The following is a 24,211-nucleotide window of genomic DNA, read 5'->3' as shown; positions in this document are numbered from 1 at the left end:
GTTTAATCTTACTAATCAATCTAGATGTGTCCACCACACCCAAAGTCAATCCTTTTTAGCTACTTGGCCACCAAGTAATCTATATGAAATATACGTTGCAAGCGACACACTACATAAAACACTCAGAAAAGCCAACTGCAAAACGAAATTTATTAATATCAAGATTAAAAATACTATTACTGAGATAATAATTGGTAAAGGTTTTTGTACAAAGAGTGTCAGGATATTATTAAAATTATCAGTTGCCAATTGAAAACTCGTAGCAACCAGCACCATGAAATATACAAATGTAAATATCAATACTGCCATATGCCACTGAGGATTTCCAACTGTAATCTTATTTAATAAAATGAAGATACTTGCAACAAAACCTAATCCAAAATTGAGACGATAATTTTTCTGAAAATCAAACCATTTTTTTAAGAAATATTTGAAAAAGCTCACACTACCATTGATCTGCCATTCTTGAATTGCAGAATAACTAGCTGCCAATCCAGGAATAGTGAAAACTGAAATCATTAACCAAAGAATAACTAACAACACACTATATATACTTGAGAAATTCAGATTGAATAAGATTATTGCAGTCAAAATCACCGAAAAATTGATAATGAAGAATGCGAAATTAATCGTAAATAATGACATCAACCAATTTCCACTCGCTATTAATCTCTGTCCTTTTTTTGATTTTAAATTGATCACAATAATCGTTCCTCTCTTTTATTTACTTAACAGCACCGTCAGTAACACCTTTGATAATCCATTTCTGAGCAAATAGATAGAAAATAATTACAGGAATGATTGAAAGTGTAATACCCGCTAAAGCTAAATGCCATTGCTTAGTATATTCACCGAAGAAATTGAACATTTGTAGAGGAATCGTATATTGTGCTTGTGGCAAGACAAGTGATGGTAATAGATAATCATTCCAGATAGCAATGATGTTCAAAATAGCAACAGTAACTGTAATAGGACTAAGCATTGGGAAGATGACCTTGGTAAAAATCTGCCAACGGCTAGCTCCCTCAATTTCAGCTGATTCATCCATTGCAATTGGAATACCCGATAAAGTACCTTGATATAAGAAGACTGATAAACTGCAATCAAATCCTATATACATAATTACAAGGCCCCACATGTTTAGAAAATGAACGGCACCGAAATTAGCTGTCAAAGGAATCATAACTGATTGGAAAGGAATCAACATAGCTGAAATGAACAGCATCAGGATTCCACCACTTAACTTACTGTGATTTCTTTGTAATGCATAAGCAGCCATTGATGAAGCGAGGATAATCAACAACACCGAGAAGACTGTGATAATCAATGAATTAGTCAATGAACCAATAAAGTTCAAAGCCTTGAAAGAATTCACATAATTATCACTTGTGCTTGGATGTGGTAACGACAGAACAGAGGCAAAAATCCCTTTTGGTGTTTTAAACGAATTAGAAACAATTAAGTAAAATGGAAACAACCATAAGATACCTAGCAATGCTCCAAAGATACCTAATGTTACTTTACCTTTTTTATCCATTAGAGATCCTCCTCTCTCTTCTTATTGTATGCAACTTGTACTAACGAAATCGCAGCAACGATGATAAAGAAGATAATAGCCTTGGCCTCTGACAATGCAAAATTACCAGAGTTATAAGCTGTATTAACAATATCCATCGCTAACATTTGTGTTGAGTTATAAGGTCCACCATTTGTTAATGACAAGTTTTGATCATAAATCTTGAATCCGTTTGATAACGTTAAAAACATGCAAACTGTAAATGCTGGTGCAATCATTGGAAATGTAATCTTAGTGAAACGTTGCCATGCGGAAGCTCCATCAATCTTAGCAGCTTCAATGATTTCATTAGGAATATTTTGCAAGTATGCAATGTAAATGATCATGATATAGCCACTCATTTGCCATACTGTAACAATAACTAATCCCCAAAAACCAGTTGTTTCATTTGTCAACCAATTTTGAAGCCAACTTACATGCAATGCATCGCCCAAAGCTTGAAAGCCTTGTGTAAAAATGAATTGCCAAATGAAACCTAAAATTAGTCCACCAATCATATTTGGCATAAAGAATACGGTACGTAAGAAATTACTTCCCTTGAACTTTTGTGTAACTAATAATGCTAATCCCAAGCCTATTACGTTTAGCAAAATAACGGTAACAATTACAAAACCCACTGTAAACCAAAAGGCGTTAATAAACGCCTTATCTTGGAATAATGTTATGTAATTTTGAAATCCTACTACCTTGGTAAATCTCAATCCATCCCAGTCGGTGAATGAATAGAATAAGCCTTCTAGAACCGGAATAAATACTACCAAAGCTAACGCAACGAGGGTTGGTGTTAAAAATAACCAAAATGAAAGACTCTTGTTCTTCATATTCATTGCCCTCTTTTGTTAATACTAATTAATTAGATGATTTTTGTTGTTTAGCCCAACCATCTTTCATATTTTGAACTGTCTTATCCCAGCTTTGCTTGCCTGATAAGTACTTTTGTAGATTTGGTTGTGCAACATCTGGATCCCATGAAGTACCAGTGTAACCAGGGAATACCCAACCAGTAGTCTTGTTTGCCTTTGAGTATTCAAATACTGCTGATGTCAATGGATCACTCATCTTGTAATTGTCATAACCTTTGTATGCAGGAACATAGTGTAATTTCTCAACAACGTCTTTCTTACCAGCTTTAGATGTGTACATCCAATCTAAGAAGTCCTTAGCTGCTTTTTGTTCTGCTGTTGATTTCTTGCTATTAACTGCCCAATATAATGATGTACCAACTGGCATCTTTCCTTCTTCACCAGGTACAGGAATAGGAATCATACCAATGTCGTTCTTAGCAAAGTTCTTGTCGATACCTTCAACTGTAGGATAAATCCAATCACCTTGTTGAATCATAGCAACTTTACCTTGTGAGAAGTATTGGTTAACTTGTGCGGAATAATCTAATTGCATAATTGGCTTGATTGAATAATCTTTTTCAAGATCAATCATTGTTTTCATATCATTAGCTTTTGAAAATGCCATTTTCTTTGATTTATAAAGTGTTTGTGCATTTCCATTATAATCTTGAGCTAAGTAAAGGTTTGCCAAGTGATCTGAGAATACCCAAGCTTCCTTACCAGGTGTAGCAAAGACACCCTTGATACCTAATTCACTCTTTTGTGAGTCCAATTGCTTGATAGCTGCCTCAAGTTTATCCATTGACGTCAAGCTGTTCGGATCAATACCGGCTTTTTCAAAGACTTTCTTATTGTAAACTAATCCATAACCTTCAACATTAAATGGTAAACCAACTGCTTTACCTTGATCATTCTTAACGGCATCCAATGTTCCAGGTTTTGCTGCCTTAGCGGCTTTAGTATCTGATAGGTCAGCTTCATGTGCTTTAAATTGTTTAACATCTGCTGGACCAGCCAAACTAAAGATTGTTGGTGCATTACCAGAAGAAATTCTAGTCTTTAGAACTGGATCATATTGAGTACCACCACCGATTGATGTAACTTCGATTGTTACATTTGGATGAGTCTTCTCGTACTCTTTAGCAATTTGTTTAAATTGCTTATTATTTTCAACCTTTCCTTGAAGAATTGTAATCTTAACATCCTTACCTGAGGATGAACTATTACTGCAGGCTGCCAACATAAATGCTGCGCCAGCTGCCAAAGCAATAACTCCGACACGCTTGCCTAAGCGTTTCCAGAAGTTTCTCTTCATTACCGTGACCCCCTAAAAAATATTATTTCTTTATTACAATTTCCATTATTGTTCGAAATACGGCTGTTTGCAACCGCTTTCTTAATGTTACCGATAACAGCTTTTAAATTTAATCAAAAAAAATGATTAATTCACAATCGAATTAATCATTTTTTCTTATCAATTTTATTCATTAGTCTTTCCTTGAATAATTATTGGATCATAGTCAAGCGTCACTATTCCATCCTGTACTTTTATTAATGAGTTATTGATCATATTGGTATAACTATCACTAGCAAGAGCGACTGGGATCTCCCCTGACATTCCCTTTAGAGAAAAGATACCGATTCTAACTAAATTCCCCAAACGATAAGTAACCTCTACAATATCGTTCTCAATTGCTGTGACTTTATAAGTCCCAGAAACTTGGATATCGCTTTGTTGTAATTCATGCATTCTAGATATCAAAGCTGATAAATTCATCCGATTATTTTTCCAATCGAGTTTATCCATATCAAACAGACTCGGCGTGTGTTTAAAACCATACTCTTGTCCCGCGTAAACCAATGTTGATCCTTTTTGAAATTCCGAAAAAGCTGTCCAGTTGTACATATCATTTTCATTGATAAATAAACTATGTGCTCTAACTTGATCATGATTTTCTAAAGCTCGCATTTTAATATAATTAGTTGGATAAATAACCCCCTGAGTATTTAACGCATCAACATACTTACGAAGTGGTATGTCTCCTTTAACGTATTTACGCCATATATCATCAATATCATAATCATAAGTCATATCAAAAGCAGTATACAGCTCCCCATCAGAGGCCACATGATAACCCTTAGCACCTAATGAACTAATATAATCTTTACTTGTTGATTCGGCCAGCCAAACCGTCTTAGGATTAACCTTGCTGACTTCTTTTCTAGCCTGCTTCCAAAATTCTATTGGAACTTGAGAGGCGACATCACATCTAAAACCATCAACAATTTTGGCATATCTTTTTAGAGTTTCAATTTGATAGTTCCATAAGGCCTTGTGGGAATAATCTAATTCCGCAACATCAGTCCACTCTTCATTCTTATTAAATAACTTTCCATTCTTATCATGCAAAAACCACTCAGGATGAACTTGTAATAATACTGAATCTCTCGAAGTATGATTATAGACAATATCAAGCATGACTTTCATTCCATGATTATGAATTTCATCTACTAAATGTAAAAAGTCTTGCCAAGTACCTAACTTAGGATCAATTGCTCGATAATCCTTTATTGAGTAAGGTGAGCCAAGTTTTCCTTTCCTATCCTTACGACCGATAGGATTAATTGGTAATAACCAGATAAAATCTGTACCTAACTCTTTAATTCTTGGTAAGTCAGACTCAATTGCTTTTAAAGTTCCTTTTTTAGTATGGTTTCTAACAAAAATACAATAAATTTGGGACTTTCTCAATTTTATATCTGTTTGAACGGCCATCTCTACACCCCTTTATATTTTTGACTCTAATGCACAAGCTCCCCATGGACCAAGTTTTAATACATTATCAACTATTTCATTTTCTTCATTAGAAAGAATAACTTTAAAACCATCCTTCTTTAATTCAAAGGTTTGTTCCTTGTTAGAGAAATTGGCTACGACAATCCCTTCCTTTGTAGCTATTTTTCTAACATAGGCATAAATATTAGGTTTAGTGATTAATAGTTGATAGTCTCCTTTGCTGAAACATTCATATTTTTTTACCTTGAGTAATAACTGATAAAATTTCAAGACACTTTTATCGTTAGCTATTTCAGTAGCGACACTATTATTATCGGTCTTGGCCCAATTCCATGGTTCTTTTTCAGAAAATCCGTGATATTTAGACTCATCCCATTGCATTGGTCCACGTGCTGTCATCTCATCTTGATCATTTAATAACTGCAAAATATTCTTATCATTATATGACTTATTGCGTAAACTATTTATCAAATCAATTGCTCTTTGATCATCAAAATCACTAATATTTTGATATTTCAAACCATGCATACCGATCTCTTCACCATAGTAAATTACAGGAATTCCACGTTGTAAGAATAACATCATTGCTAATAGCTTGGTTATCTTATTGTTATCTTCAGGTAAATTCAAACGGTCAAGTACTCGACTTATATCATGATTTCCCCAAGTCAAAGTTGGTAAACTAATATTAGCTAACACACTTTCCCAAGTCACATAAGTATTTTTCAATGAAGCTAGTGATAATTTTCTGGATTGAAAGAATTTTGGTATATCTTTATTACTGTCATCATAAATCTCACCATAATTGTCAGAGTTAACAACCACGTCACATCCATTATCTCCAGGACGTGTATACTCTGCTGCATCACGAGCCGTTGCCGACGATGCTTCTCCAAATAAAAATGCATCAGGTTTATAATCCTTTATCTCTTTAACAAAACTATCCAAATAATCCTTAACTGCTGGTAATTTAGCATAAAAGGTATCATCTATGGGAAATCTTGCATCAGTTAACAAAGAATCCTGTTCCAAATTAGCCTTAGCAATATGAATAAATGCATCTAATCTAAAACCATCAACACCCTTTTCCAACCAAAACTTAGCAATATCGGACATCGATTTCTGAACTTCGGGATTTTTCCAATTCAAATCAGGCATCCCTTTATCAAATAAATGGAAATAATATTCATTATTATTATTAGGACTTTTTTCCCAAACACTTCCACCAAAAAATGATCCCCAATTATTTGGTTCATGACCATCGACTTGATTATGCCAAATATAATAATCTTTAAAAATACTGTTATTATTATTGATAGCATCCTTGAACCATGGATGTTGATCAGAAGTATGGTTTATAGGAAGATCCAAGATTATATGCAATCCCAGACTATGAGCTTTAGTAATCATTTCGGAGAAATCTCCACTATCTCCAAGAATCGGATCAATTGCAAAATAATTAGATACATCATAACCATTGTCAACTTGTGGTGATACAAAAATTGGATTTAGCCAAATCGTATTAAAACCCATATCCCTTATGTACTCTAGATGTTCTATTACTCCCTTTAAGTCACCGATACCATCATTATTAGTGTCCTGAAAACTCTTAGGGTAGATTTGGTAAATAATTGCCTTATCATACCAATTCATAATATATTGCCCCCTTTTGTAAGCCTTTACACCTCAGTATAAAAAAGTAAGCCCTACATAAGCAAGGCCATCTGATGTGTTATCGGTAACAAATTAAACGCGCAACGTTCCACCCAAGTTAACTTTTGGTTCAAAAATTAATGCCCCTTGTTTGTCCTCTGTAACAATCTTATCTAATAAATTCTCCCCACAGGCACTTCCCATTTCAATAATCGATTGTTTAATTGTCGTTATCTTAGGAGAAGCGACCTGATTTAGAAATACTCCATCAAAACCAGTAACTCCATAGTCTTCGGGAATCTTTCCTCCGCATCGTGAAATTCCACGTTCTATACCAATAGCTAATCGATCTGAGGCACATATAAATGCCGTGTTTTTAGTGATATTATCCCAATTTTTTTCAACAAATTCTTCAGCCAAATGACTGTGATTACCAAATCGATGCAATTCGGGCATCATCCTCTTTTCCTGAACTTGTTGTAAATAACCTGACTCTCTAGAATACTCAAAGGATTCCTTACTATCGATTCCCACATAAATCAATCGTTCATATCCTTTTTTCAAGGCCAATTGAGATAAGATATATGTTCCTGACTTATTATTAGTATCAACATAATCAAAACCATATCGATTTTCACCAAACATAACGACCGGTTTTTTCAATTTTTTTATCCACTCAACATCAGATTCACGCATACCAGTAATTATATAACCATCACAATTACCAATATCAAAATTATTTCTCGTTACTAATTGCAAAGAATATTGATGCAAATCAAGCGTTTTAGCAATACCAATCATTAAATTCATATAATATGGTTCAGTCGTATCAATATCTTCTAAAATACATAATTTAATGATTCTAGTACTATTATTAGCTAATGCTTTAGCTATTACATTCGGATGATAATCCAATTCGCGCATGGCTTCATAGACTAATTGTTTTAGTTCATCAGTAACCTTATCTGGATGATTGATTACACGTGAAACTGTCATTTTTGAAACATTGGCTTTCTTCGCTACGTCAACTAAAGTAGTCATGCATTCTTCCCCTCCATATATCACAAATTTATTATACCAATATTAAAGCCCTTACAACTCATTTTTATTAATTAAATTTTAGAATAAAAAAAACCGTCCATATAATAAATATGAACGGTTAATCTAGTTACGGAGTCATCATAACTATTGTGTAAATTCCTAAATTTCTGTTTTATAAGTGACTTATGGGAAATTATAAATACTGCGACAACACCAGTGACAACATAGACATTTCTCTTACTTATTTTTTACCTAATTACATGATAAAAAATAGTTAATAATTTAAAGTTGACAACTTGCTAGCAACTAAAATTGCATCACATTTTATCTATCCAATTATTGAAATAAACGAAATATTTTTATTTTTGTGCTACATCTTTTGCCGAAACAAATTCACTGGTTGCTACCCTATAATACTTATCTTCTTCCTTATTATCTGAAGTTGTATTTGTATCTTTTCCTAAATAAGCAATTCTATCTGTCTTCCATGGTGTGTTTAAAGCTAATGCTCTATTTGATACATATTCATTTTGTGGATTCTTTAACATAACATATGATGAACCATTACTGTTTTGACTAATAGTCCATACTACTTGATGTCGTTCTACATATCTATATACTTCACTTGCTTTTACCCACTCATTAGTAGCTACTCTTAAATAAGATATATTATCAATCTTTGCTATTTTATCACTTACCCAATCACTATTTCTACCTAGTGCTCTATTTGCTACTTTTGTTACTTTTCCATTATTTATAGCATATAAAGAAACAGATTCATCTTTAATATTAGCAGGTACAGAAATAGTTTGTTTTAAATCAGTATATGAAATACCACCACCATTATTATGATTGGAACTTCCTCCACCGTTAGTTGATCTTGACTTAACAGTAAGCTTAACAAGCTTTGTAAGATTTCCAGCTGATAATTCTACATCATAAACTCCTGGTTTAGTCAAATCTGCGTTACTTAAATCAACCTTCACAGGAATATCATTTCCATCACTATTAATTGCAGACGCATTGAATTCTTTTGCAGTCGGAGTTGGATCCCCAACAATCATTGTATAGTCTGATCCATTTAGTATGTTAGTTGGAGTCCTAACGTAAGTCCCTGGTTTATCACCATTGTAATTATTTACAAGTTCACTAGATGTATATACCTTGCCATCATTAACTGCTTTACCATTTAAATCCTTGGATCTCCCCCAAGTCGTTGAATAACTTGTAATGGCATTTTGGGGATTTGCAGCATCGTTTAGTCCTGAACCTGTAAGCATCGTATTAGGTCCTAAAGTCAATGTTGTCAATCCTGGGGATATTCTTATGGTTCCATCTTTTGATCTTATACCAACACTCTCAACAGTATTATCAAGCATGCCCTTCATTGTTTTAACATTCCTAGTGTCAAATGAGCTCAGATCTAAAGTTGCACATTGGCCAACAAAGTTAAACATATAATCCATATTTTCTACTTTTGAAACATCAAAGTTACTTACATCTAAAAATTTCAGAGAATAATCTCCGTTAAACATATGATCCATATTTGTAACAGAAGATGTATTTAACTCCTCAAGATTATCTATATTAGCTAATCCGATCATTCCATTAAACATATAAGACATGTCTATCACTTTTTTTGTATTTTTAGCAAAATTTCCACCTACATTGAGCTCTTTAATATTTGTAGCAGAAAAAAGAAAGCTCCTCATATCTGTTACATTGCTTGTATCCCAATTAGAAAGATTTAATGAAGACACTTTAGTCCCTATAAACAATTCTTTCATTGAAGTAACTTTAGAAGTGTCAATATTATTCATTCCATTAATCGTCGTCAAATTAATTAAATGTCCATTTTTAAGAACATCAGTTGCAAATAACCCAGATATATCTCCTATTAGATTTAGCTTTCCAGTAACATTAATCTCTTTAACATTTTCAGTTATACCTTCAGATTGCCAAGGAACTTCTTGTGGTAAGCCGGAGTCTCCTCCACTAATAGTTAAAATTTTTGAACTATCGTCATAACTCCAACTAGCTGTACCCCATTTTCCTTGTTGTACTGAATCTTCTGTATTCGTCTTTTCAATTTTTGTATTATTAGCGACATCAGCTTTTACATTAGAGATATTATTCTCCATCGCAAGGGTTCCTAAACTTGCAAGTAAACATGTAGCTAAAAGAAGTGTATGCTTTAGTTTTAAATTTTTTATTTCCATATGAATTATCTCCCATAAAATTTTCTCATATAAATGTATACGTAATTATACAAATAATTCAAAGTTAAGCCAACTTTTTTATAATTGGAAATTTTACATAAAAAAAGCCCACCACCTAAATTAATAGATGATGGGCCTTTTCGATGGGCAATACTTTCAATAAAAGTAGAGGTAATTTCAAGTATTGCTAAGTCATTGAACGATTATAATATAATTCATACTCAAGAAATCATTTACAAGCAAAGACTTTACGTATTTAAATATCTGTTTTAATGCCAGAAATGCCGTTGATCATTTTCGACCAGGATTAACATCGAAGAACCTTTGTGACATCATTCTTAATGGAATCAGTAGCTCCTTTAATAATTATTATCCTAACAGTTTAACTTATCGTGAATCCCATTAAGAAGGTTTGAATTATTGACATCGTTAGGATAATTTTTTGAGACATACTTCCCCTCCTTTGATAATGGAAAATCAAAAGAGTCATGATCATATACGTATTCGCTAATAATTTCATTCAGCAAATCTATTTCCGATTTTGAAAAATTAATTTTTTTTATTCTGCATCACCTTTTAATATTAAATTACTTAATTATCAAAAACATATCAAGCCTTAATTGGCTTTTTATTTTTAACGTCAAAAGAATATATGTACCCCTAAATTGCAGCATATCTCCTATTTTCTCGGAAATTAATTATAAATATCGCTTTATTACATATATGTGAAAATAAAAAAACGTGATTTCCCACGTTTTATTGAAGGATTGATAATATTGGTTAAAAGAATTTCAAAAACTATTAAGCCTTATAAATTAGAAAATGGTCAGACTAGATATCGTTTTACAATTCGAATTGATTCTAATCATACGACAACACGACGTGGTTTCTATTCTATCGATGAAGCTGAAATAGCCTATATTAACTTGCGTAAGAAGATTTTGAATGATGACTATAATGAACACGGCGGGTATGTTAAGTTTCAGGAGATATACGAAGAATGGCTTAAAAGCTATAAAAATACAGTGAAGGAATCTACATTTTATAAAACTAAAGGAATCTTTAATTACAACATACTCCCCCACTTTGAGGACAAATATATTAAAGATATAGACGTAACTATATGCCAAAATACTTTAAACAAATGGGTTAATGGATTGGTTCATTACAAAGAAGTATTTAATTATGCCAACTTGATTTTTAAAGAGGCTTTAAGGCGAAATTATATATCGGTTAATCCAATGGATAAATTGGATATTCCTAAAAAGACTAAACACAAAGACAGTGCTCAAAAAGAATATAACCATAAAAACTTCTATACTATTGAGGAACAAGAAAAGTTTTTGAACTATGCAAAAAATTATGATTTTAAAAAATATGTTTTTTTTCGTCTCTTAGCATTCACAGGTCTAAGACGTGAAGAAATACTGCCCTTAAAATGGAATGATTTAAATGATGACAATATGCTTATCATTAACAAGGCACTCGTTAGAATTGATGGTCGCGGTTATAAAATTCAAAGCACTAAAAATAATGAAATTAGAAATTTAATTATTGATCCAAAAACATTATCTATTTTAGATGATTGGAAAAAATATCAAAAAAGAGAAAATCCTAATGATGATCAAAGCAATCAATTTATTTTTATGAATCCTCGAACTAAATCTCATTTTTCTTTAGAGGTTCCAAGAAGGTGGCAGCAAAAAATAAATAATGCTATCCAATTAGATCACGTAGTAACACTGCATGGATTTCGTCATACGCACGGAGCCTTGCTTTTGGATAATAATAGTGATCTAACCTTCAAGGACTTGCAAAAACGCTTAGGACATAAAAATTTGCAAACAACCATTAACACTTATCTTCATTCAACTAATAAATCAGATAGTAAGATGGTAAAGGCTCTACAAAAAGTAGATGATATTTCTGAGGCGTCAAATAAAAATAATTAGTTGTGACAACATTTTGACAACATAAGGTTACACACAAGGACACTTTCTTACACTCTAGTACACATTTGAACTAAAAAAAGCAAACAAAAAAACCTCTATATCGTTTGATATAGAGGCCTTTTTACATACCGTTACACTTACGTACATAACGGTACATATATAGTTACGGAGTCAGCATAACTATTGCATGTACTTTTGTTATTTTGACAGATATACTCGATATCTATCGACTATTATTATCATATTTGATCAATAAAATGTAAATAACTAATCGTCTTTATAACTAAACCGTTAGTTTCATGTGACATTATTGTAAGATTGGGTAATATATGAAATACTTTAACTAAGAATGGAAGTGAAATTATGGATTACGCAGCTGAACTTGCTCTAAGTATTACTAGTATAGTTATCGCTACAGTTTTAATTATTGGGGTAATTTTAATAACTATTGCTTTATTTAGAATCAATGGGACTTTAAAATTACGCAATAAAATGTTGATTCAAGCGACTCATCCCTACATTTTCTGTCAACGTAACCAACACCAAAACCGTTTGGAGATCAGAAACAACGGTCAAGTCCCTATAGCCATTGATAAAGTTGATTCTATTTTAGATTTATCCGAATTAGAACAAAACTCTCTTCAACCTGGACAAATCTTTTTTCACAAGTTAAATGATGATAGACCATTTGTTATCTCCATTAATTATCATGACGACATTGATAGTTATCAATCAACTTTTAATATTTAAACTAACATCTTTATGGTATAAATATATTGATATTAAGAGGATGTTTAGTAAATACTTACAAACCTTACAAAACCGTTAGGACAAAGTTTCCTCCAAATATGCTATCATTCCAAGTATCATGGAGGAATGAATATGAGCAAAAAAGTTTGGGCTGGCATAATAACAGTTATTATCTTATTAGTACCTTTATCAATTTATCAATTCTGGTATGTTCCTAATTATGGCGGTGATGATTACTATACTTTCGTTGGTGATTCATATAAAGAAATTATCGTAAAAGATACTTCTGGAAATGACCACCGCGAATATAACTACAGCCAAAAAGCATATGATAAAAATGGTAATGAAAAACTACTCAAATTTTACAGTGCCCTTGGACGTCCCATCAAGGCAAATAATTATCTAAAGATAACTTACAACCAAAAACGCGATCAAGTAATCTCTTGGGAAAAGGTTCAAAAGAGTCAGGTTCCTAGGGACTCTTTAGAAAAAATACTAAAATAAGTTCATTAGAACAAAAAAAGTCTGTTTCGAATAATTCCGAAACAGGCTTTTCTATTTAAAATATTCTTTTGCAAAATCAATAGTATTATCAATATACTTTTGACCGGCCACATGATATGACTGAGCATGTCCTGCACCTTTAACGATCCATAATTTCTTTGGTCCTTTAGTATAGTCATAATTCTTATAAGCATTGCTTGTAGGTACAAATGTATCCTTTGAACCATGGATTACATACAAAGGCACCTTGTTTTTCTTCAATGTGTCCTTTGTACTTGCCTGATAAAAATTATAACCAGCTAATGCATCAGCATATAAACTAGCAGTTGGAACAATTGGAAAACTTGGTAATCCAAACATTTCTTTTAACTGATAATCCAATTCTCCAGAAATAGTTGAATACCCACAATCAGCAATTGCAAACTTAACATCTTTGAGTTTCTCACCCAAAGTATACATTACTGTTGCAGCTCCCATACTAACCCCAAATAACCCTATTTGAGATTGAGAACCGTTCTCTTTGTTTGCCATCTTTATCCAATTGGCAAGATCAGTTCGATCCTTCCAACCATAACCAGCATATTTACCCTGACTCATACCAAATGATCGATTATCAGGTACTAATACGTTATATCCCGCTTGATGGAACATTTTGACATATGATCCCATATATTTGCTTGCACTTCCATAGCCATGTACTACCACAACTGTTTTAGCGGTCTTTTTAGCAGCTGGTAAATATCTAGCCTTGAGTTTTAACTTATCTTTGGTGGTCTGTTGCCAAATATCTTGTTTTTGATCTGCAAACCAACGATCATTTTTACTCATAGACCCACCAGACTCACTAGCATAGCCATTTTTACTGAAAGCATAATTGAACATATATCCACCAGCAGCAATATCTGCTACTAAAACAACACCTACTGCCACTGACAAAATAATTTTAACGTATTTTTTTACTCGCATAATCAACCCTACTTAAATTCAATCTTGATAACAATCATAATCTAAGTAGTAGCAAAATTTCAAATGATAACTTTAAGCTTGTTCATGTGACAATTTTTCGTCACGAGCACGATTTTCAGAAGCATCCTTGTGGAACCAGTGAATATGTGAATCAAAGAAGGCAATCATATCGTTCATGAAGTACATGATATATGTTAAGAACAATACTGGACTGGCATCTCCTTGTGTTGCTGTAACACCCCACAAAACAATTGACATGACACCTTGAACTGTCCAGAAATAATATTGTTCACGGAAACGCAATGTACATAACAATGCTCCTGTGAAACCGATAGCAGCTGATACTGAATCAATAACAGGTCTTGGACTAATAAATAGATGTGTATCCATTAAGTAAAGCAATCCCCATGCAACAAAGAAGAACACGGCCGTTAAAAGCCACTTTGTTCCTGTCAAACCATGAATATGTTTTTCAGCATCTTTGGCCCATTGTGGACTGATTAAAACAGGAATATCAAGTAAAACAATATAACTCAATTGAAGTACAACGTCAGAAAAATTCTTGGCGCTAATAGCAACATAAATATAAATAAGAGCTGAAACTAATCCTAAAACACCATTTAAGGGTTTAGCATTGGTAATAGCAACTGTACATGTAAAACCTAATGTTCCGGCTAACCATGTCCAAATAGCGATACCGTTGATTTGATGTGATAATGTTGAAGCAGTGATGGCACCTAGACCAAACATTAATAGCATGTAGCTTCTGAAACTCCAATGTTTCATTTGTTCAACATACCATCTTGGATTAAAAATACTCATTTTAATTTTTCTCCTCTTAGATTAAATCCAGAATACTCAAGCGGGAAAATATTCTAAACCAATCCATATTTATTTATCCCGTAAATTGTATTTATAAAAAAATATCAATTTAACCGACAGCTAAAATCATACCACCAATTGAATCAAATTTGTTAGTTACAATTTAACTGTACTGAAGGCATATCGGTGTAAAACGCTTTCCTTACTGATATACAAGTAGTTTATCATTTGATACAAGATATAGATTTATTTATTGCCATATCACTATATATTGTTATAACGATTATTAAAAATATATATTCCGGATATTTTCCCAATTAACATAGTCGAATCAATTTTAAATATTTTATATTATATGCAACAATATAAATATCGATATATAAAAGGAATGAGCCTATGACAAATGAAGAACAACTTGAGTCTATAAAAAATTTTTCTTACCAAAAAATGAGTCATGATGCTACTGGTCATAACTTTGATCATATCCAACGCGTTATTAAAACTGTAAAAAACATTCTAAAAGATGAACCAGCTGATCCGCTTGTAACACTTGCCGCTGCCTATTTACATGATGTGGCTGATGACAAACTTGTATCCAATCCCCAAACCCTAGAAAACGAAATTAAAGATTTTCTAAACCAGCTAGACTTCTCTAATGAACAAATAACCGAAATACTTTATATAACACATAACTTATCATTTAGTAAATCGCTATCAGCCAATCCGCCCAAATTATCACTAGCTGGACAGATTGTTCAAGACGCTGATCGGTTAGATGCCATCGGTGCAATTGGAATTACTCGTGCTATCTATTATGGCGGTGCCAATTCAGAAACTATCTACGATCCAGAGATTCGACCTCGAGAAAAAATGAACAAATCTGAATATCGTAATCTGAGCAATGAAACAATCATTAATCACTTCTACGAGAAATTATTGAAACTAACTGCTATGATGAATACTGAAACAGCAAAAAAGATTGCTAAAAATCGTCATCAATATATGATCGATTTTTTGGCTGAATTTAAAGCTGAATGGGATGCAGAGAAATAAAAGGAGCGATATTTTGGTATCATATGAAGAACAAGATAAACAATATTACAACCACATTATCCGTAATTTGAAAAGTCGTGGTGTCGAATTAAAAGACATCGCGGAAATTGTTATTTTTTTGGAAAAAGACTATGTGAAGGGACTCGACGAAGAGGTTTCAATTTATGCTATCAATAAAGTCCTCCATAAACGTGAAGCTCAAAATGCCATTATGACTGGAATTGAATTAGATGTCTTAGCAGAGAAAGGTCTATTATCCTCACCTATGCAGCGAATCATGCAAACTGACGAATCCACTTATGGTATTGATGAAAACTTGGCAATCACGCTAGCAAGCCTTTATGGATCAGTTTCAGTTACCAATTATGGTTATGTTGATAAACTAAAACATGGAATATTAGGAAAATTAAATGACAAATCAACTGGAAAAATCAATGTTTTCTTAGACGATTTGGTCGGAGCCATTGCCGCAGCTGCTTGTGGTTGGCTTGCTCACAATGAAATGTCCGTTAAGAAAATGTTACAAAAATAATTTTTACATAAACAAGAATGATATAAAAAATGCCTATCTAGCAACTATTTTACAATAGCTACTGGATAGGCACTCTTTATTAACTAACGATTAAAACATTTCCATTAAAATGTTCAGATATATAGCGAGTAACCGAGCCTACAAAAAATCTTTCCAGAGCATGAACCCCCGATTTACCCAAAATAACCAAACCAATTTGTTTTCTATTAGCAAAATCAATTAATTCATCTCTAGGTTCACCGCTTAATAAATCCATCTCATAGTCAATCTTATGTGATTCAATTATTCTTTGGGAATTGTTTAGTATTATTTGAGCGTCTTGACTCAATTCTCGTTCCAAGTTTGGTTCATAAGATACTCCCACATTTGTTGGCAAGTTAGCTATATTTACTACAGACACGACATATAATTTTGTATTGAATTTTTTTGCTAATATAAGTGCCTCATTTAAAGCATCATACGAGTTTTTACTTCCATCAAGAGCAATTAAAATATTTTCAAACATTTTTTATTCCTCCTATTAATATTTCACCAAGATATTAACAGGTTCTCTAATAAACTACACTTATTATTTACTTTACAATCTGTACGAAAAAAAGTTAGTTCAATAATCAATGATTACTGGACTAACTTTTCTAATTATTTAAAACAATGATTACATCTATTAAGCAACTACTAATAAATTTATATCTGTATGCTCAGAAACATAACGGGTAACTGAACCAACAAAGAATCTAGTAAATGCACTCGTACCAGTCTTACCCATTACTATCAAATCAATTCCTTCTTCTTTAGGGAATTTGGTTAATTCTTCCCTTGGTTCACCATCTAACAAAACTGCTCTGTAAGGCACATCAGTTTGCGAAACAATGTCAGTTGCTTTTTTGATATCTTTTCTTGCACTATCTTCCAGATCCTTAGTCAATCCTGGAGCATATGAAACACCCACATTCATCGGTAAATTAGCAGTATTGACCACTGATACTAGGTACAATTCAGAATCAAATTGTTTAGCTAATTTTAAAGCGGCATCTAACGCATTATAAGAACTTTGACTACCATCGATTGCTACCAAAATTTTTTTATACATTTTCATAGGACCTCCTAGAATATTCTCTAATTAAATTCTATCAAGTTCCGCAAAATTATGATAATTATTAGCTAATTGAAATATAAAATTTGATATACTGATAAATGAATAGTAAATAATTTAGGGGATTAGTTATTATGCAGAATGATCGTAGATTGGAGCTTATCGAACAAGAATGTAGAATTAGAAATGATCTCAAAGAAATTCAATTTATTCATTATTTTTCAAACCAATTCATGGAAAAGAATACACAATTTTTTTGCATTGAAGAGTTCATGGAATCTCTGGGTATTACCAGTCAAAATGCCCTTGAGAGACTGCCTATTGAACGCTGGGAAAATCATGTTAGACAATCGACTGTCTTCTCCTCCTGGCAGGAAATGCTAGCTAATGCTGGTACTGAATATCGCCTCAGGAATAATTTTTTATGAACTTTAAAAAATAAAGTAATTATAAAGGTGAGCGTTAATTTCTACTTGAGATTAATGCTTTTTTTATAAAGTAAAATTGGCCACTAAATGGATCAGCCACAAATGTAAAGGATAAAACAAATAGAACAAGTATTTCATTTGTGAACTGCATTTACCTATTTTTCCATTATAGAAATATAACAACGGGATAATCAAAATAAAGAAAATGTCACTAGCATTCATTGCAATACTATCAAAAGCCATTTTTAAATTAATATCAGGAATCATCAAGGCCATTGGTAATTCTACAATTGCGTATGTGATCATTAACATAAAATACCAAAAATTACGTTGCTTTAAATTTCGATAATTCAATTGTGTAATAATGGAACAATAACAAAGCTACCTTCTAATAAGGGAACTAGACTGAAAATCATTAAAATAACTGCCAGAGTTTTAAAAATTTTCTGTTTTTTAAAATCATTGCTTTTGTTATCCCAAAGACAAATAACGACTGCGCCCAGAAATAAAGTTAGAAAAATATTATCTCCGATGATTGACATTGCAACCTGTTTTCGTAAAACAAATAAATTCATTAAATAATTACCTAGGGCCATAAATCCACCCCAACTTAGTAAACGAACTAAATATTTCTTACGACTACGAGTATAATATAATCCTTCTACTACTAAGTATGCGAATCCGACTGCCACTACTCTAGTTATAATATGGAAGAAATCAGCCAGATACGGAGAAATAAAATACCCTATATGATCTAAAACCATTAATCCCATTAGAATAATCTTAAACATTTCCCGGTTCATCGCCTTGCCTGAATTGTTTGGTGTGAACTGTTGCATATATAAACCTCTACTTAAATTATTATCCTTTATTATTCAAAAAATTTATGTGATTGTAAATACACCTAACACAACCGTTAGTGCTATATTACAAATTAGTAAGACAATTTATTAAGGTTGGTCAATATGAGAAAATTTCATAATTTTTTACATTCAGAAAGCTATAATTTATTAATCGTTTTAACTGGGCTGGCATCTTTAGTAATTCTTGTCCTCAGTTATATTCCTGGTTTTAACGTATCTCGATCACCATATATTGAAATTGATATTATTTGCTTAATTATCTTTGCCTTCGATTACTTTGGTAGATTATTCCTTGCTAAAAATAAATTAAAATTCTTTCAACATAATATTGTAGATCTACTTGCCATTCTCCCTTTTAATACTATTTTTAATGCTTTTAGAATTTTTAGAATAATAAATATTATTCGCTTTGCAAAAGTTTTCACGCTTGTCAGGTTTGTCGGAACGGCTGGAAAACTGCAAAAAAATGCTAAAAAATTCCTTAAAATTAATGGTTTTATTTACCTAATCATTATTTGTGGCATTGTTTTAGTAACAGCAGCAATTACTTATTCACTTGCTGAAGGTGCCTCCTTAAGTAATTCATTTTGGTGGGCAATTGTTACTGCTTCTACGGTTGGTTATGGTGATGTTGCTCCTAAAACTCTTATTGGAAGAATTGCAGCAATCTCTCTAATGGTTGTTGGTATTGGCTTTATTGGTACCTTAACCAGTACTATCACCAACTATGTAACTCATCAGGATAATGTCAAAAATGACGACAAACTGGATAAAATACTATTAAAACTAGATACGCTTGAAAAAGAGAATCACACATTACGTAAAGATTTAATTGATTTGAAAACAAAACAGAAGACTAAGGATGATAATAAAATTATCTAACAATTATGTAAATTTATTATACATTTATGTTTCGGAAGTAATATAATAAATTTGTTGGAAGAAACCCAAAAAATGCAATAATACAACCTAAATTCTCATTAGTAAAAATTTTCTATAAGAATAATCCTTCTGACAAAAAAATCGTCACTCACAAGAGTAACGATTTTTTATTTTACTTAAATAGATTAAAGATTATGTCTACATGGCACCTACTTTATATTTCATCTTGAATATATAAATATTCTTTCATATTAAATTCGAATAGCATTAACTTACTAACATCAGATATAATATGTGCAAATATTTAGGAGACCTACATGATAAAAAGAATTATAACTTGGCTATTAATACTTATATCACTACTACCAACCACTCTAATTAGTCCAACAAGAGTACAAGCGAATACCGAAAATAGATATACTAAACATTACAATGAATTAAAAAAAATAAATCAAACCATTAGTCAAAAATTATATGATAAGCAGATGACAAGTAAAACTGAGAAATGGGCTAAGTCTATAAAGGGGATTAAATACCTTCAAAATAATCAAATCGAAGTTTACGTTACTTCAAAATTCAAAAAATTAAAGTTAAATAATCGCCAAGACATTATTGATCAAGTACAATTATTTTCTTTAAGAACTATTGACCATTTCAAAGAATTTGATTCTAGCACTTATCTTGACGGACTATCTACCATCATTTTTTGTGATGGTTCTTATATTGGCAAATCAAAGTTTTTGAATAATAAAGACTTTACTTGGAATCAATAATCTGGTACTTAAATACCCTAAACTGTTATGATTAGTTTTAAAACATTTAAGGAGTATTGATTGAAACTACGATCTTATCCGCATCTTATCAAGTTAAATACGTTTATTATTATGATGATCATTGTTTGTGATTTATTTGTTTTGCCACATCACAACCCTGATATCGACGTGAGTCAAGTTTCAGCATCCCACCGTATGAAATTAACACCACATTCAAAACTAAATAGCATGCAATCCACTGACGAAAGAGAATTTAATTCCAAATAGAATTATTTATTCTCATTAAAAAATTTCAACAATTCAGCCTTCTTATCATTTGAAAGTTCCGTATAGGCAACATTTTCGATAGCACCTTCTAATGAATACAGCATTTGAATGCAATAGAATCTATCTGGAGCATTTAATGATTTTAACTTCAAAAACACCCTTTTACTGCCAAATTTTTTTAGTTCACTTTCGGTTGTAATATCGATCTTTGATAATTGTTGGTTTAATACTTTTCCAATATTGGGAAGATTAGTTAATTCTGACATAAGCTTTACCTTCGATTATTTACTTTACCCTTAACTATATCTCACTAGTATCAAAATACCAACGGTCCAAATTTGGACTGTTGGTATTTTTTTGATATTTCACTATTCCCAATTTCTTCTAATACTTTGCTAGATACTGCTTGTTAATGTCCAATCTAAAGTTGTTGTATATCTACCTGTAGACGCTTGGACATCATTATCCATATTTAACAAAACTCCATGATTTTTATCCCATTTTAATTTATTAGTACCTGAATCGAATTTGCCATCGTAGATTTCAGTAGGGTCTGATGAGAGAGTACTACTACTATCATCGTCTTTAAAAATCAGCACATTACTTAAAGTCTTTGTGGAATCTGTAGTATCAGTAAAAGGTCTTTCCATTGCGACAGTTAAAGTCGATTGGATGGAGGCCACTGGATAATCATTATTAGTAACTTTTATAGAAAGATCACTTGATTTTCGATGAACCAAACCTGAGTAATTCGAAACATTTCCAAATTCTATATCTGGTACTTGCAAAGAGATGTCGACCTTAGGTTGCTGTTGCCAAACATAGGTTGTAGCAGAATTTCCAGATTTAGAATATTTTTCCATAATTTCTGTATTCGTTATCAAATCTCCAACTGGCTTATGATCAGTACCTCCATCAGTCTCATCAACAATTTGCCATCTATCAATATCCGCTTTATAAGACGTACCCGCAATAGCCGTTCCAGGAACAGGTGTAGAAATTCCTGCTGTAGTTCGTAATACTACTTTGGGACCCAGTTTTATTTTCCAAAGCGACGTATCATTAGCAAAAATATTATCGACATTAGTAGCTTTAGTTACCTTAGTCGTTGTAGCATCGATTGCATCGGCAGTTGCTGCTGCCTTAGTTGTATCAAAATTTGAAAGATCCAAAGTTTGCAAATTGGTCATTGAACTAAATATAGAATTAAAATCAGTTACATTAGAAGTGTTCCAACTAGACACGTCTAATGAACTAATTGATCCATCATTAGTAAACATATTTGACATGCTCTTTGCACTAGCTGTATCCCAAGACCCTATTGGCAGACTGGTTAATGTCTTTGCATTGGAAAAAGTATTAGAAAAACTTGTAACCTTTGAAACATCCCAATCCTGCAAAGGAATTGTTGTTGCACTAGTAATACCAGAAAATGTTGTATTCATATTGGTAAGAGAACCAGTCTTCCAACTTTTTAGAAAACTAAAATCAGGAATACCTGTATTAGAAAAAGTATAACTCATTGATTTAACTTTAGAAGTATCCCAGTCAGCAAGATTAAATTCACTAAGATCACTAAGATTTGTATTTCTGAATGCATAATCCATGCTAGTTACTGAACCGGTCTTAAAATTACCAATTATTTTTTTTAAACTCTTATCCCCATTAAAAAGATAACTCAATGACGTAACATTAGATGTATCATACTTGGATAAATCAATAGTCTTGAATCCCGTGAAACTAAACATACCTTCCATGTTTGTGGTTTTATTAGTTACCAAATTTTGATAACCTTTTAAATTATCCTCATTCAATAAGGGCGAATTATAAAACATATATCCTGCATTAGACAAACTAGTTGTATTCCAGTTAGATATATCTAATCCCGTTAAATTAGAGTTCCCTGAAAACATATAACTCATATCTTTCACATTAGAAACATCCCAATTTTCAAGAAAAGATAGATTGTCCTCTTTCGTATGACTGAACATAGCAGACATATTAGTTACTTTTGATGTATCCCAATCGGCAAGATTCTTCACCTTATCAAGGTTATCATCACCTGAAAACATACCGGGCATAGTAGTTACACTAGAAAAATCCCAATTGCTCAAATTCAACGAATCAAAGATTGTATTATAAAATAAATAACCCATTGTATTTACTTTTGAGACATCCCAATTTGTAATCTGATTAGAACCAATCTTTGTAAGATTAAGACCGCTGAGAGTATAAGACATATCTGTAACATTAGAGGTATCAAACCCAGATATATCCATAGTAGTTAACAAGCTATCACCATAAAATAACCAGCTAATATTTGTACACTTTGAAATATTCCAAGTATTCAAACCATCAATTTCAGTTAGATTGGAGTCATTTTTGAAAAAAGCTTGCAAACCAGTTGCATTAGAAACATTCAAGTTTGTAACATCAATAGTTTTAACATTAGTCAATCCTGAAAGAGGTCCATTATCTACGGTCGTACCCAAAATGCTAACCCCTGGGTCAACATAAACACTAGTAATTGAACTAGCATATGAAATCCAGCTTCCTTGACCATCATTTAAAGTTCCAGCATGAATTGTCAACTTACCATTACTATCAATGTCCCATGTACAAGTTCCGTCCATTCCGCTGTTACCAATAGTGGCCGTCAAGGGTGCAATATTTTGAAAGGTCGTACTTTTATTAGTCGTCAAATTACTATCTATATTCATTATTTTCTGAATATCGGTCGTACTATCCGCCTTAATTATTTGATTACTGTTTAAAAAAATTATTCCTCCAAAAAGAACATTAATTAGCATAAAAAATAACTGATAATTAAATTTATAAGAATTTATTTTCCTAAAAAAATAAGACATACAAATCCCACCCTTCGTTCATAGAAAGTATATAACATAAGGGGTTTTAAAAAAATCTTTTTCTGAAAAGACTTTTATTATAATTTGTTATTAACAAATATTTTATAAAAATCACTTTTTTAAGGTTATTCATTCATTATTTTTAAATGGCTATAAATACTGATGCATCAAGGAGTATCGATACTTTAATTATTATTTTTTTGAAATTATTTTCCTTAATAATTGATTTATAAATTTGTTCAATAATAATAAACTCGTGCTATGCATTGAATTTTTTCATAATTATGACTTTAATAACAAAATATCGACATTATTATTTTTATTTAAA

At 32.0% G+C, this 24,211-nt stretch carries 25 protein-coding genes; 9 read left to right on the top strand and 16 right to left on the bottom strand.

Annotated features, from left to right (window positions below; translation table 11 throughout):
- Window positions 1–45: 45 nt before the first annotated feature.
- From CBP76_RS03760 to CBP76_RS03725, 8 genes are all read right to left on the bottom strand, one after another.
- Complete coding sequence (locus CBP76_RS03760; protein WP_102195605.1) at window positions 46–702, bottom strand: hypothetical protein; 657 nt, start codon at window positions 700–702, stop codon at window positions 46–48.
- A 22-nt stretch (window positions 703–724) separates the two neighbouring features.
- Window positions 725–1,537: a carbohydrate ABC transporter permease gene (locus tag CBP76_RS03755; RefSeq protein WP_102195604.1), complete on the bottom strand. Its 813-nt coding sequence runs from the start codon at window positions 1,535–1,537 to the stop codon at window positions 725–727.
- Entirely contained in the window at window positions 1,537–2,397 is an 861-nt protein-coding gene (locus CBP76_RS03750) for a carbohydrate ABC transporter permease (RefSeq protein WP_102195603.1), read from the bottom strand. The genes CBP76_RS03755 and CBP76_RS03750 overlap by 1 nt, the downstream gene beginning before the upstream one ends.
- A gap of 28 nt (window positions 2,398–2,425) precedes the next feature.
- Window positions 2,426–3,736: an ABC transporter substrate-binding protein gene (locus tag CBP76_RS03745; RefSeq protein WP_102195602.1), complete on the bottom strand. Its 1,311-nt coding sequence runs from the start codon at window positions 3,734–3,736 to the stop codon at window positions 2,426–2,428.
- A gap of 165 nt (window positions 3,737–3,901) precedes the next feature.
- Window positions 3,902–5,197 (bottom strand): alpha-amylase family glycosyl hydrolase, encoded by a 1,296-nt coding sequence (locus CBP76_RS03740; RefSeq protein ID WP_102195601.1) that lies wholly within the window; start codon window positions 5,195–5,197, stop codon window positions 3,902–3,904.
- A 12-nt stretch (window positions 5,198–5,209) separates the two neighbouring features.
- Entirely contained in the window at window positions 5,210–6,871 is a 1,662-nt protein-coding gene (locus tag CBP76_RS03735; protein ID WP_102195600.1) for a glycoside hydrolase family 13 protein, read from the bottom strand.
- 93 nt (window positions 6,872–6,964) lie between these two features.
- The gene (locus CBP76_RS03730; protein WP_102195599.1) at window positions 6,965–7,912 is read right to left on the bottom strand and encodes a LacI family DNA-binding transcriptional regulator; all 948 of its coding nucleotides are present in this window, start codon (window positions 7,910–7,912) and stop codon (window positions 6,965–6,967) included.
- Between the two features lie 359 nt (window positions 7,913–8,271).
- Entirely contained in the window at window positions 8,272–10,131 is a 1,860-nt protein-coding gene (locus CBP76_RS03725) for a BspA family leucine-rich repeat surface protein (RefSeq protein WP_102195598.1), read from the bottom strand.
- A gap of 776 nt (window positions 10,132–10,907) precedes the next feature.
- Between CBP76_RS03725 and CBP76_RS03720 the strand changes: the two genes are divergently transcribed.
- The 3 genes from CBP76_RS03720 to CBP76_RS03710 all read left to right on the top strand — a co-directional run bounded on the left by CBP76_RS03720 (window position 10,908) and on the right by CBP76_RS03710 (window position 13,337).
- Window positions 10,908–12,083, top strand: a complete 1,176-nt coding sequence (locus CBP76_RS03720) for a tyrosine-type recombinase/integrase (RefSeq protein WP_166667169.1) — start codon at window positions 10,908–10,910, stop codon at window positions 12,081–12,083.
- 363 nt (window positions 12,084–12,446) lie between these two features.
- Window positions 12,447–12,833: a hypothetical protein gene (locus CBP76_RS03715; RefSeq protein ID WP_102195596.1), complete on the top strand. Its 387-nt coding sequence runs from the start codon at window positions 12,447–12,449 to the stop codon at window positions 12,831–12,833.
- 132 nt (window positions 12,834–12,965) lie between these two features.
- The gene (locus tag CBP76_RS03710; protein WP_166667168.1) at window positions 12,966–13,337 is read left to right on the top strand and encodes a YxeA family protein; all 372 of its coding nucleotides are present in this window, start codon (window positions 12,966–12,968) and stop codon (window positions 13,335–13,337) included.
- Window positions 13,338–13,388: 51 nt separating this feature from the next.
- On the opposite strand, the gene CBP76_RS03705 is transcribed toward CBP76_RS03710, so the two are convergent.
- Together CBP76_RS03705 and pnuC are read right to left on the bottom strand one after the other, a co-directional pair.
- Window positions 13,389–14,303 carry an alpha/beta hydrolase gene (locus CBP76_RS03705; RefSeq protein ID WP_102195594.1) on the bottom strand — a complete coding sequence of 305 codons (915 nt, stop codon included), beginning with the start codon at window positions 14,301–14,303 and terminating at the stop codon, window positions 13,389–13,391.
- Between the two features lie 72 nt (window positions 14,304–14,375).
- A complete protein-coding gene (gene pnuC, locus CBP76_RS03700) occupies window positions 14,376–15,125 on the bottom strand; it encodes a nicotinamide riboside transporter PnuC (RefSeq protein WP_102195593.1) in 750 nt (249 codons plus the stop codon).
- Between the two features lie 396 nt (window positions 15,126–15,521).
- On the opposite strand from pnuC, the gene CBP76_RS03695 reads away from it, so the two are divergent.
- Together CBP76_RS03695 and CBP76_RS03690 are read left to right on the top strand one after the other, a co-directional pair.
- The gene (locus CBP76_RS03695) at window positions 15,522–16,178 is read left to right on the top strand and encodes an HD domain-containing protein (protein ID WP_102195592.1); all 657 of its coding nucleotides are present in this window, start codon (window positions 15,522–15,524) and stop codon (window positions 16,176–16,178) included.
- A gap of 13 nt (window positions 16,179–16,191) precedes the next feature.
- Complete coding sequence (locus CBP76_RS03690) at window positions 16,192–16,710, top strand: phosphatidylglycerophosphatase A family protein (RefSeq protein ID WP_174683316.1); 519 nt, start codon at window positions 16,192–16,194, stop codon at window positions 16,708–16,710.
- Between the two features lie 79 nt (window positions 16,711–16,789).
- Here the strand turns inward: CBP76_RS03690 and CBP76_RS03685 are convergent, their stop codons facing one another.
- Together CBP76_RS03685 and CBP76_RS03680 are read right to left on the bottom strand one after the other, a co-directional pair.
- Window positions 16,790–17,215, bottom strand: coding sequence for a universal stress protein (locus tag CBP76_RS03685; protein WP_102195591.1), 426 nt, complete (start codon window positions 17,213–17,215; stop codon window positions 16,790–16,792).
- A 159-nt stretch (window positions 17,216–17,374) separates the two neighbouring features.
- Window positions 17,375–17,800 carry a universal stress protein gene (locus CBP76_RS03680; RefSeq protein WP_166667167.1) on the bottom strand — a complete coding sequence of 142 codons (426 nt, stop codon included), beginning with the start codon at window positions 17,798–17,800 and terminating at the stop codon, window positions 17,375–17,377.
- Between the two features lie 137 nt (window positions 17,801–17,937).
- Between CBP76_RS03680 and CBP76_RS03675 the strand changes: the two genes are divergently transcribed.
- Window positions 17,938–18,231, top strand: a complete 294-nt coding sequence (locus tag CBP76_RS03675) for a hypothetical protein (protein ID WP_102195589.1) — start codon at window positions 17,938–17,940, stop codon at window positions 18,229–18,231.
- Window positions 18,232–18,294: 63 nt separating this feature from the next.
- Here CBP76_RS03675 and CBP76_RS13460 read toward each other — a convergent pair whose 3' ends face one another.
- A complete protein-coding gene (locus CBP76_RS13460) occupies window positions 18,295–18,585 on the bottom strand; it encodes a TraX family protein (RefSeq protein WP_102195588.1) in 291 nt (96 codons plus the stop codon).
- Window positions 18,582–19,070: a TraX family protein gene (locus CBP76_RS13455; RefSeq protein ID WP_102195587.1), complete on the bottom strand. Its 489-nt coding sequence runs from the start codon at window positions 19,068–19,070 to the stop codon at window positions 18,582–18,584. Before CBP76_RS13455 ends, CBP76_RS13460 begins: the two co-directional genes overlap by 4 nt.
- Window positions 19,071–19,196: 126 nt before the next feature.
- On the opposite strand from CBP76_RS13455, the gene CBP76_RS03660 reads away from it, so the two are divergent.
- The 3 genes from CBP76_RS03660 to CBP76_RS13070 all read left to right on the top strand — a co-directional run bounded on the left by CBP76_RS03660 (window position 19,197) and on the right by CBP76_RS13070 (window position 21,016).
- Window positions 19,197–19,976 carry a potassium channel family protein gene (locus CBP76_RS03660; protein ID WP_102195586.1) on the top strand — a complete coding sequence of 260 codons (780 nt, stop codon included), beginning with the start codon at window positions 19,197–19,199 and terminating at the stop codon, window positions 19,974–19,976.
- Between the two features lie 317 nt (window positions 19,977–20,293).
- The gene (locus CBP76_RS03655) at window positions 20,294–20,749 is read left to right on the top strand and encodes a hypothetical protein (protein ID WP_102195585.1); all 456 of its coding nucleotides are present in this window, start codon (window positions 20,294–20,296) and stop codon (window positions 20,747–20,749) included.
- A gap of 60 nt (window positions 20,750–20,809) precedes the next feature.
- A complete protein-coding gene (locus CBP76_RS13070) occupies window positions 20,810–21,016 on the top strand; it encodes a hypothetical protein (protein WP_133120377.1) in 207 nt (68 codons plus the stop codon).
- 2 nt (window positions 21,017–21,018) lie between these two features.
- Here CBP76_RS13070 and CBP76_RS03650 read toward each other — a convergent pair whose 3' ends face one another.
- A complete protein-coding gene (locus CBP76_RS03650; protein WP_102195584.1) occupies window positions 21,019–21,282 on the bottom strand; it encodes a TfoX/Sxy family DNA transformation protein in 264 nt (87 codons plus the stop codon).
- 129 nt (window positions 21,283–21,411) lie between these two features.
- Entirely contained in the window at window positions 21,412–23,883 is a 2,472-nt protein-coding gene (locus CBP76_RS03645) for a BspA family leucine-rich repeat surface protein (protein WP_102195583.1), read from the bottom strand.
- Window positions 23,884–24,211: the final 328 nt, after the last annotated feature.

It is taken from the genome of Companilactobacillus nuruki (assembly GCF_002872255.1).
GTDB lineage: Bacteria > Bacillota > Bacilli > Lactobacillales > Lactobacillaceae > Companilactobacillus > Companilactobacillus nuruki.
The sequence above is the reverse complement of the archived record's forward strand: the minus strand, read 5'-3'. Positions and strand labels throughout refer to the sequence as shown.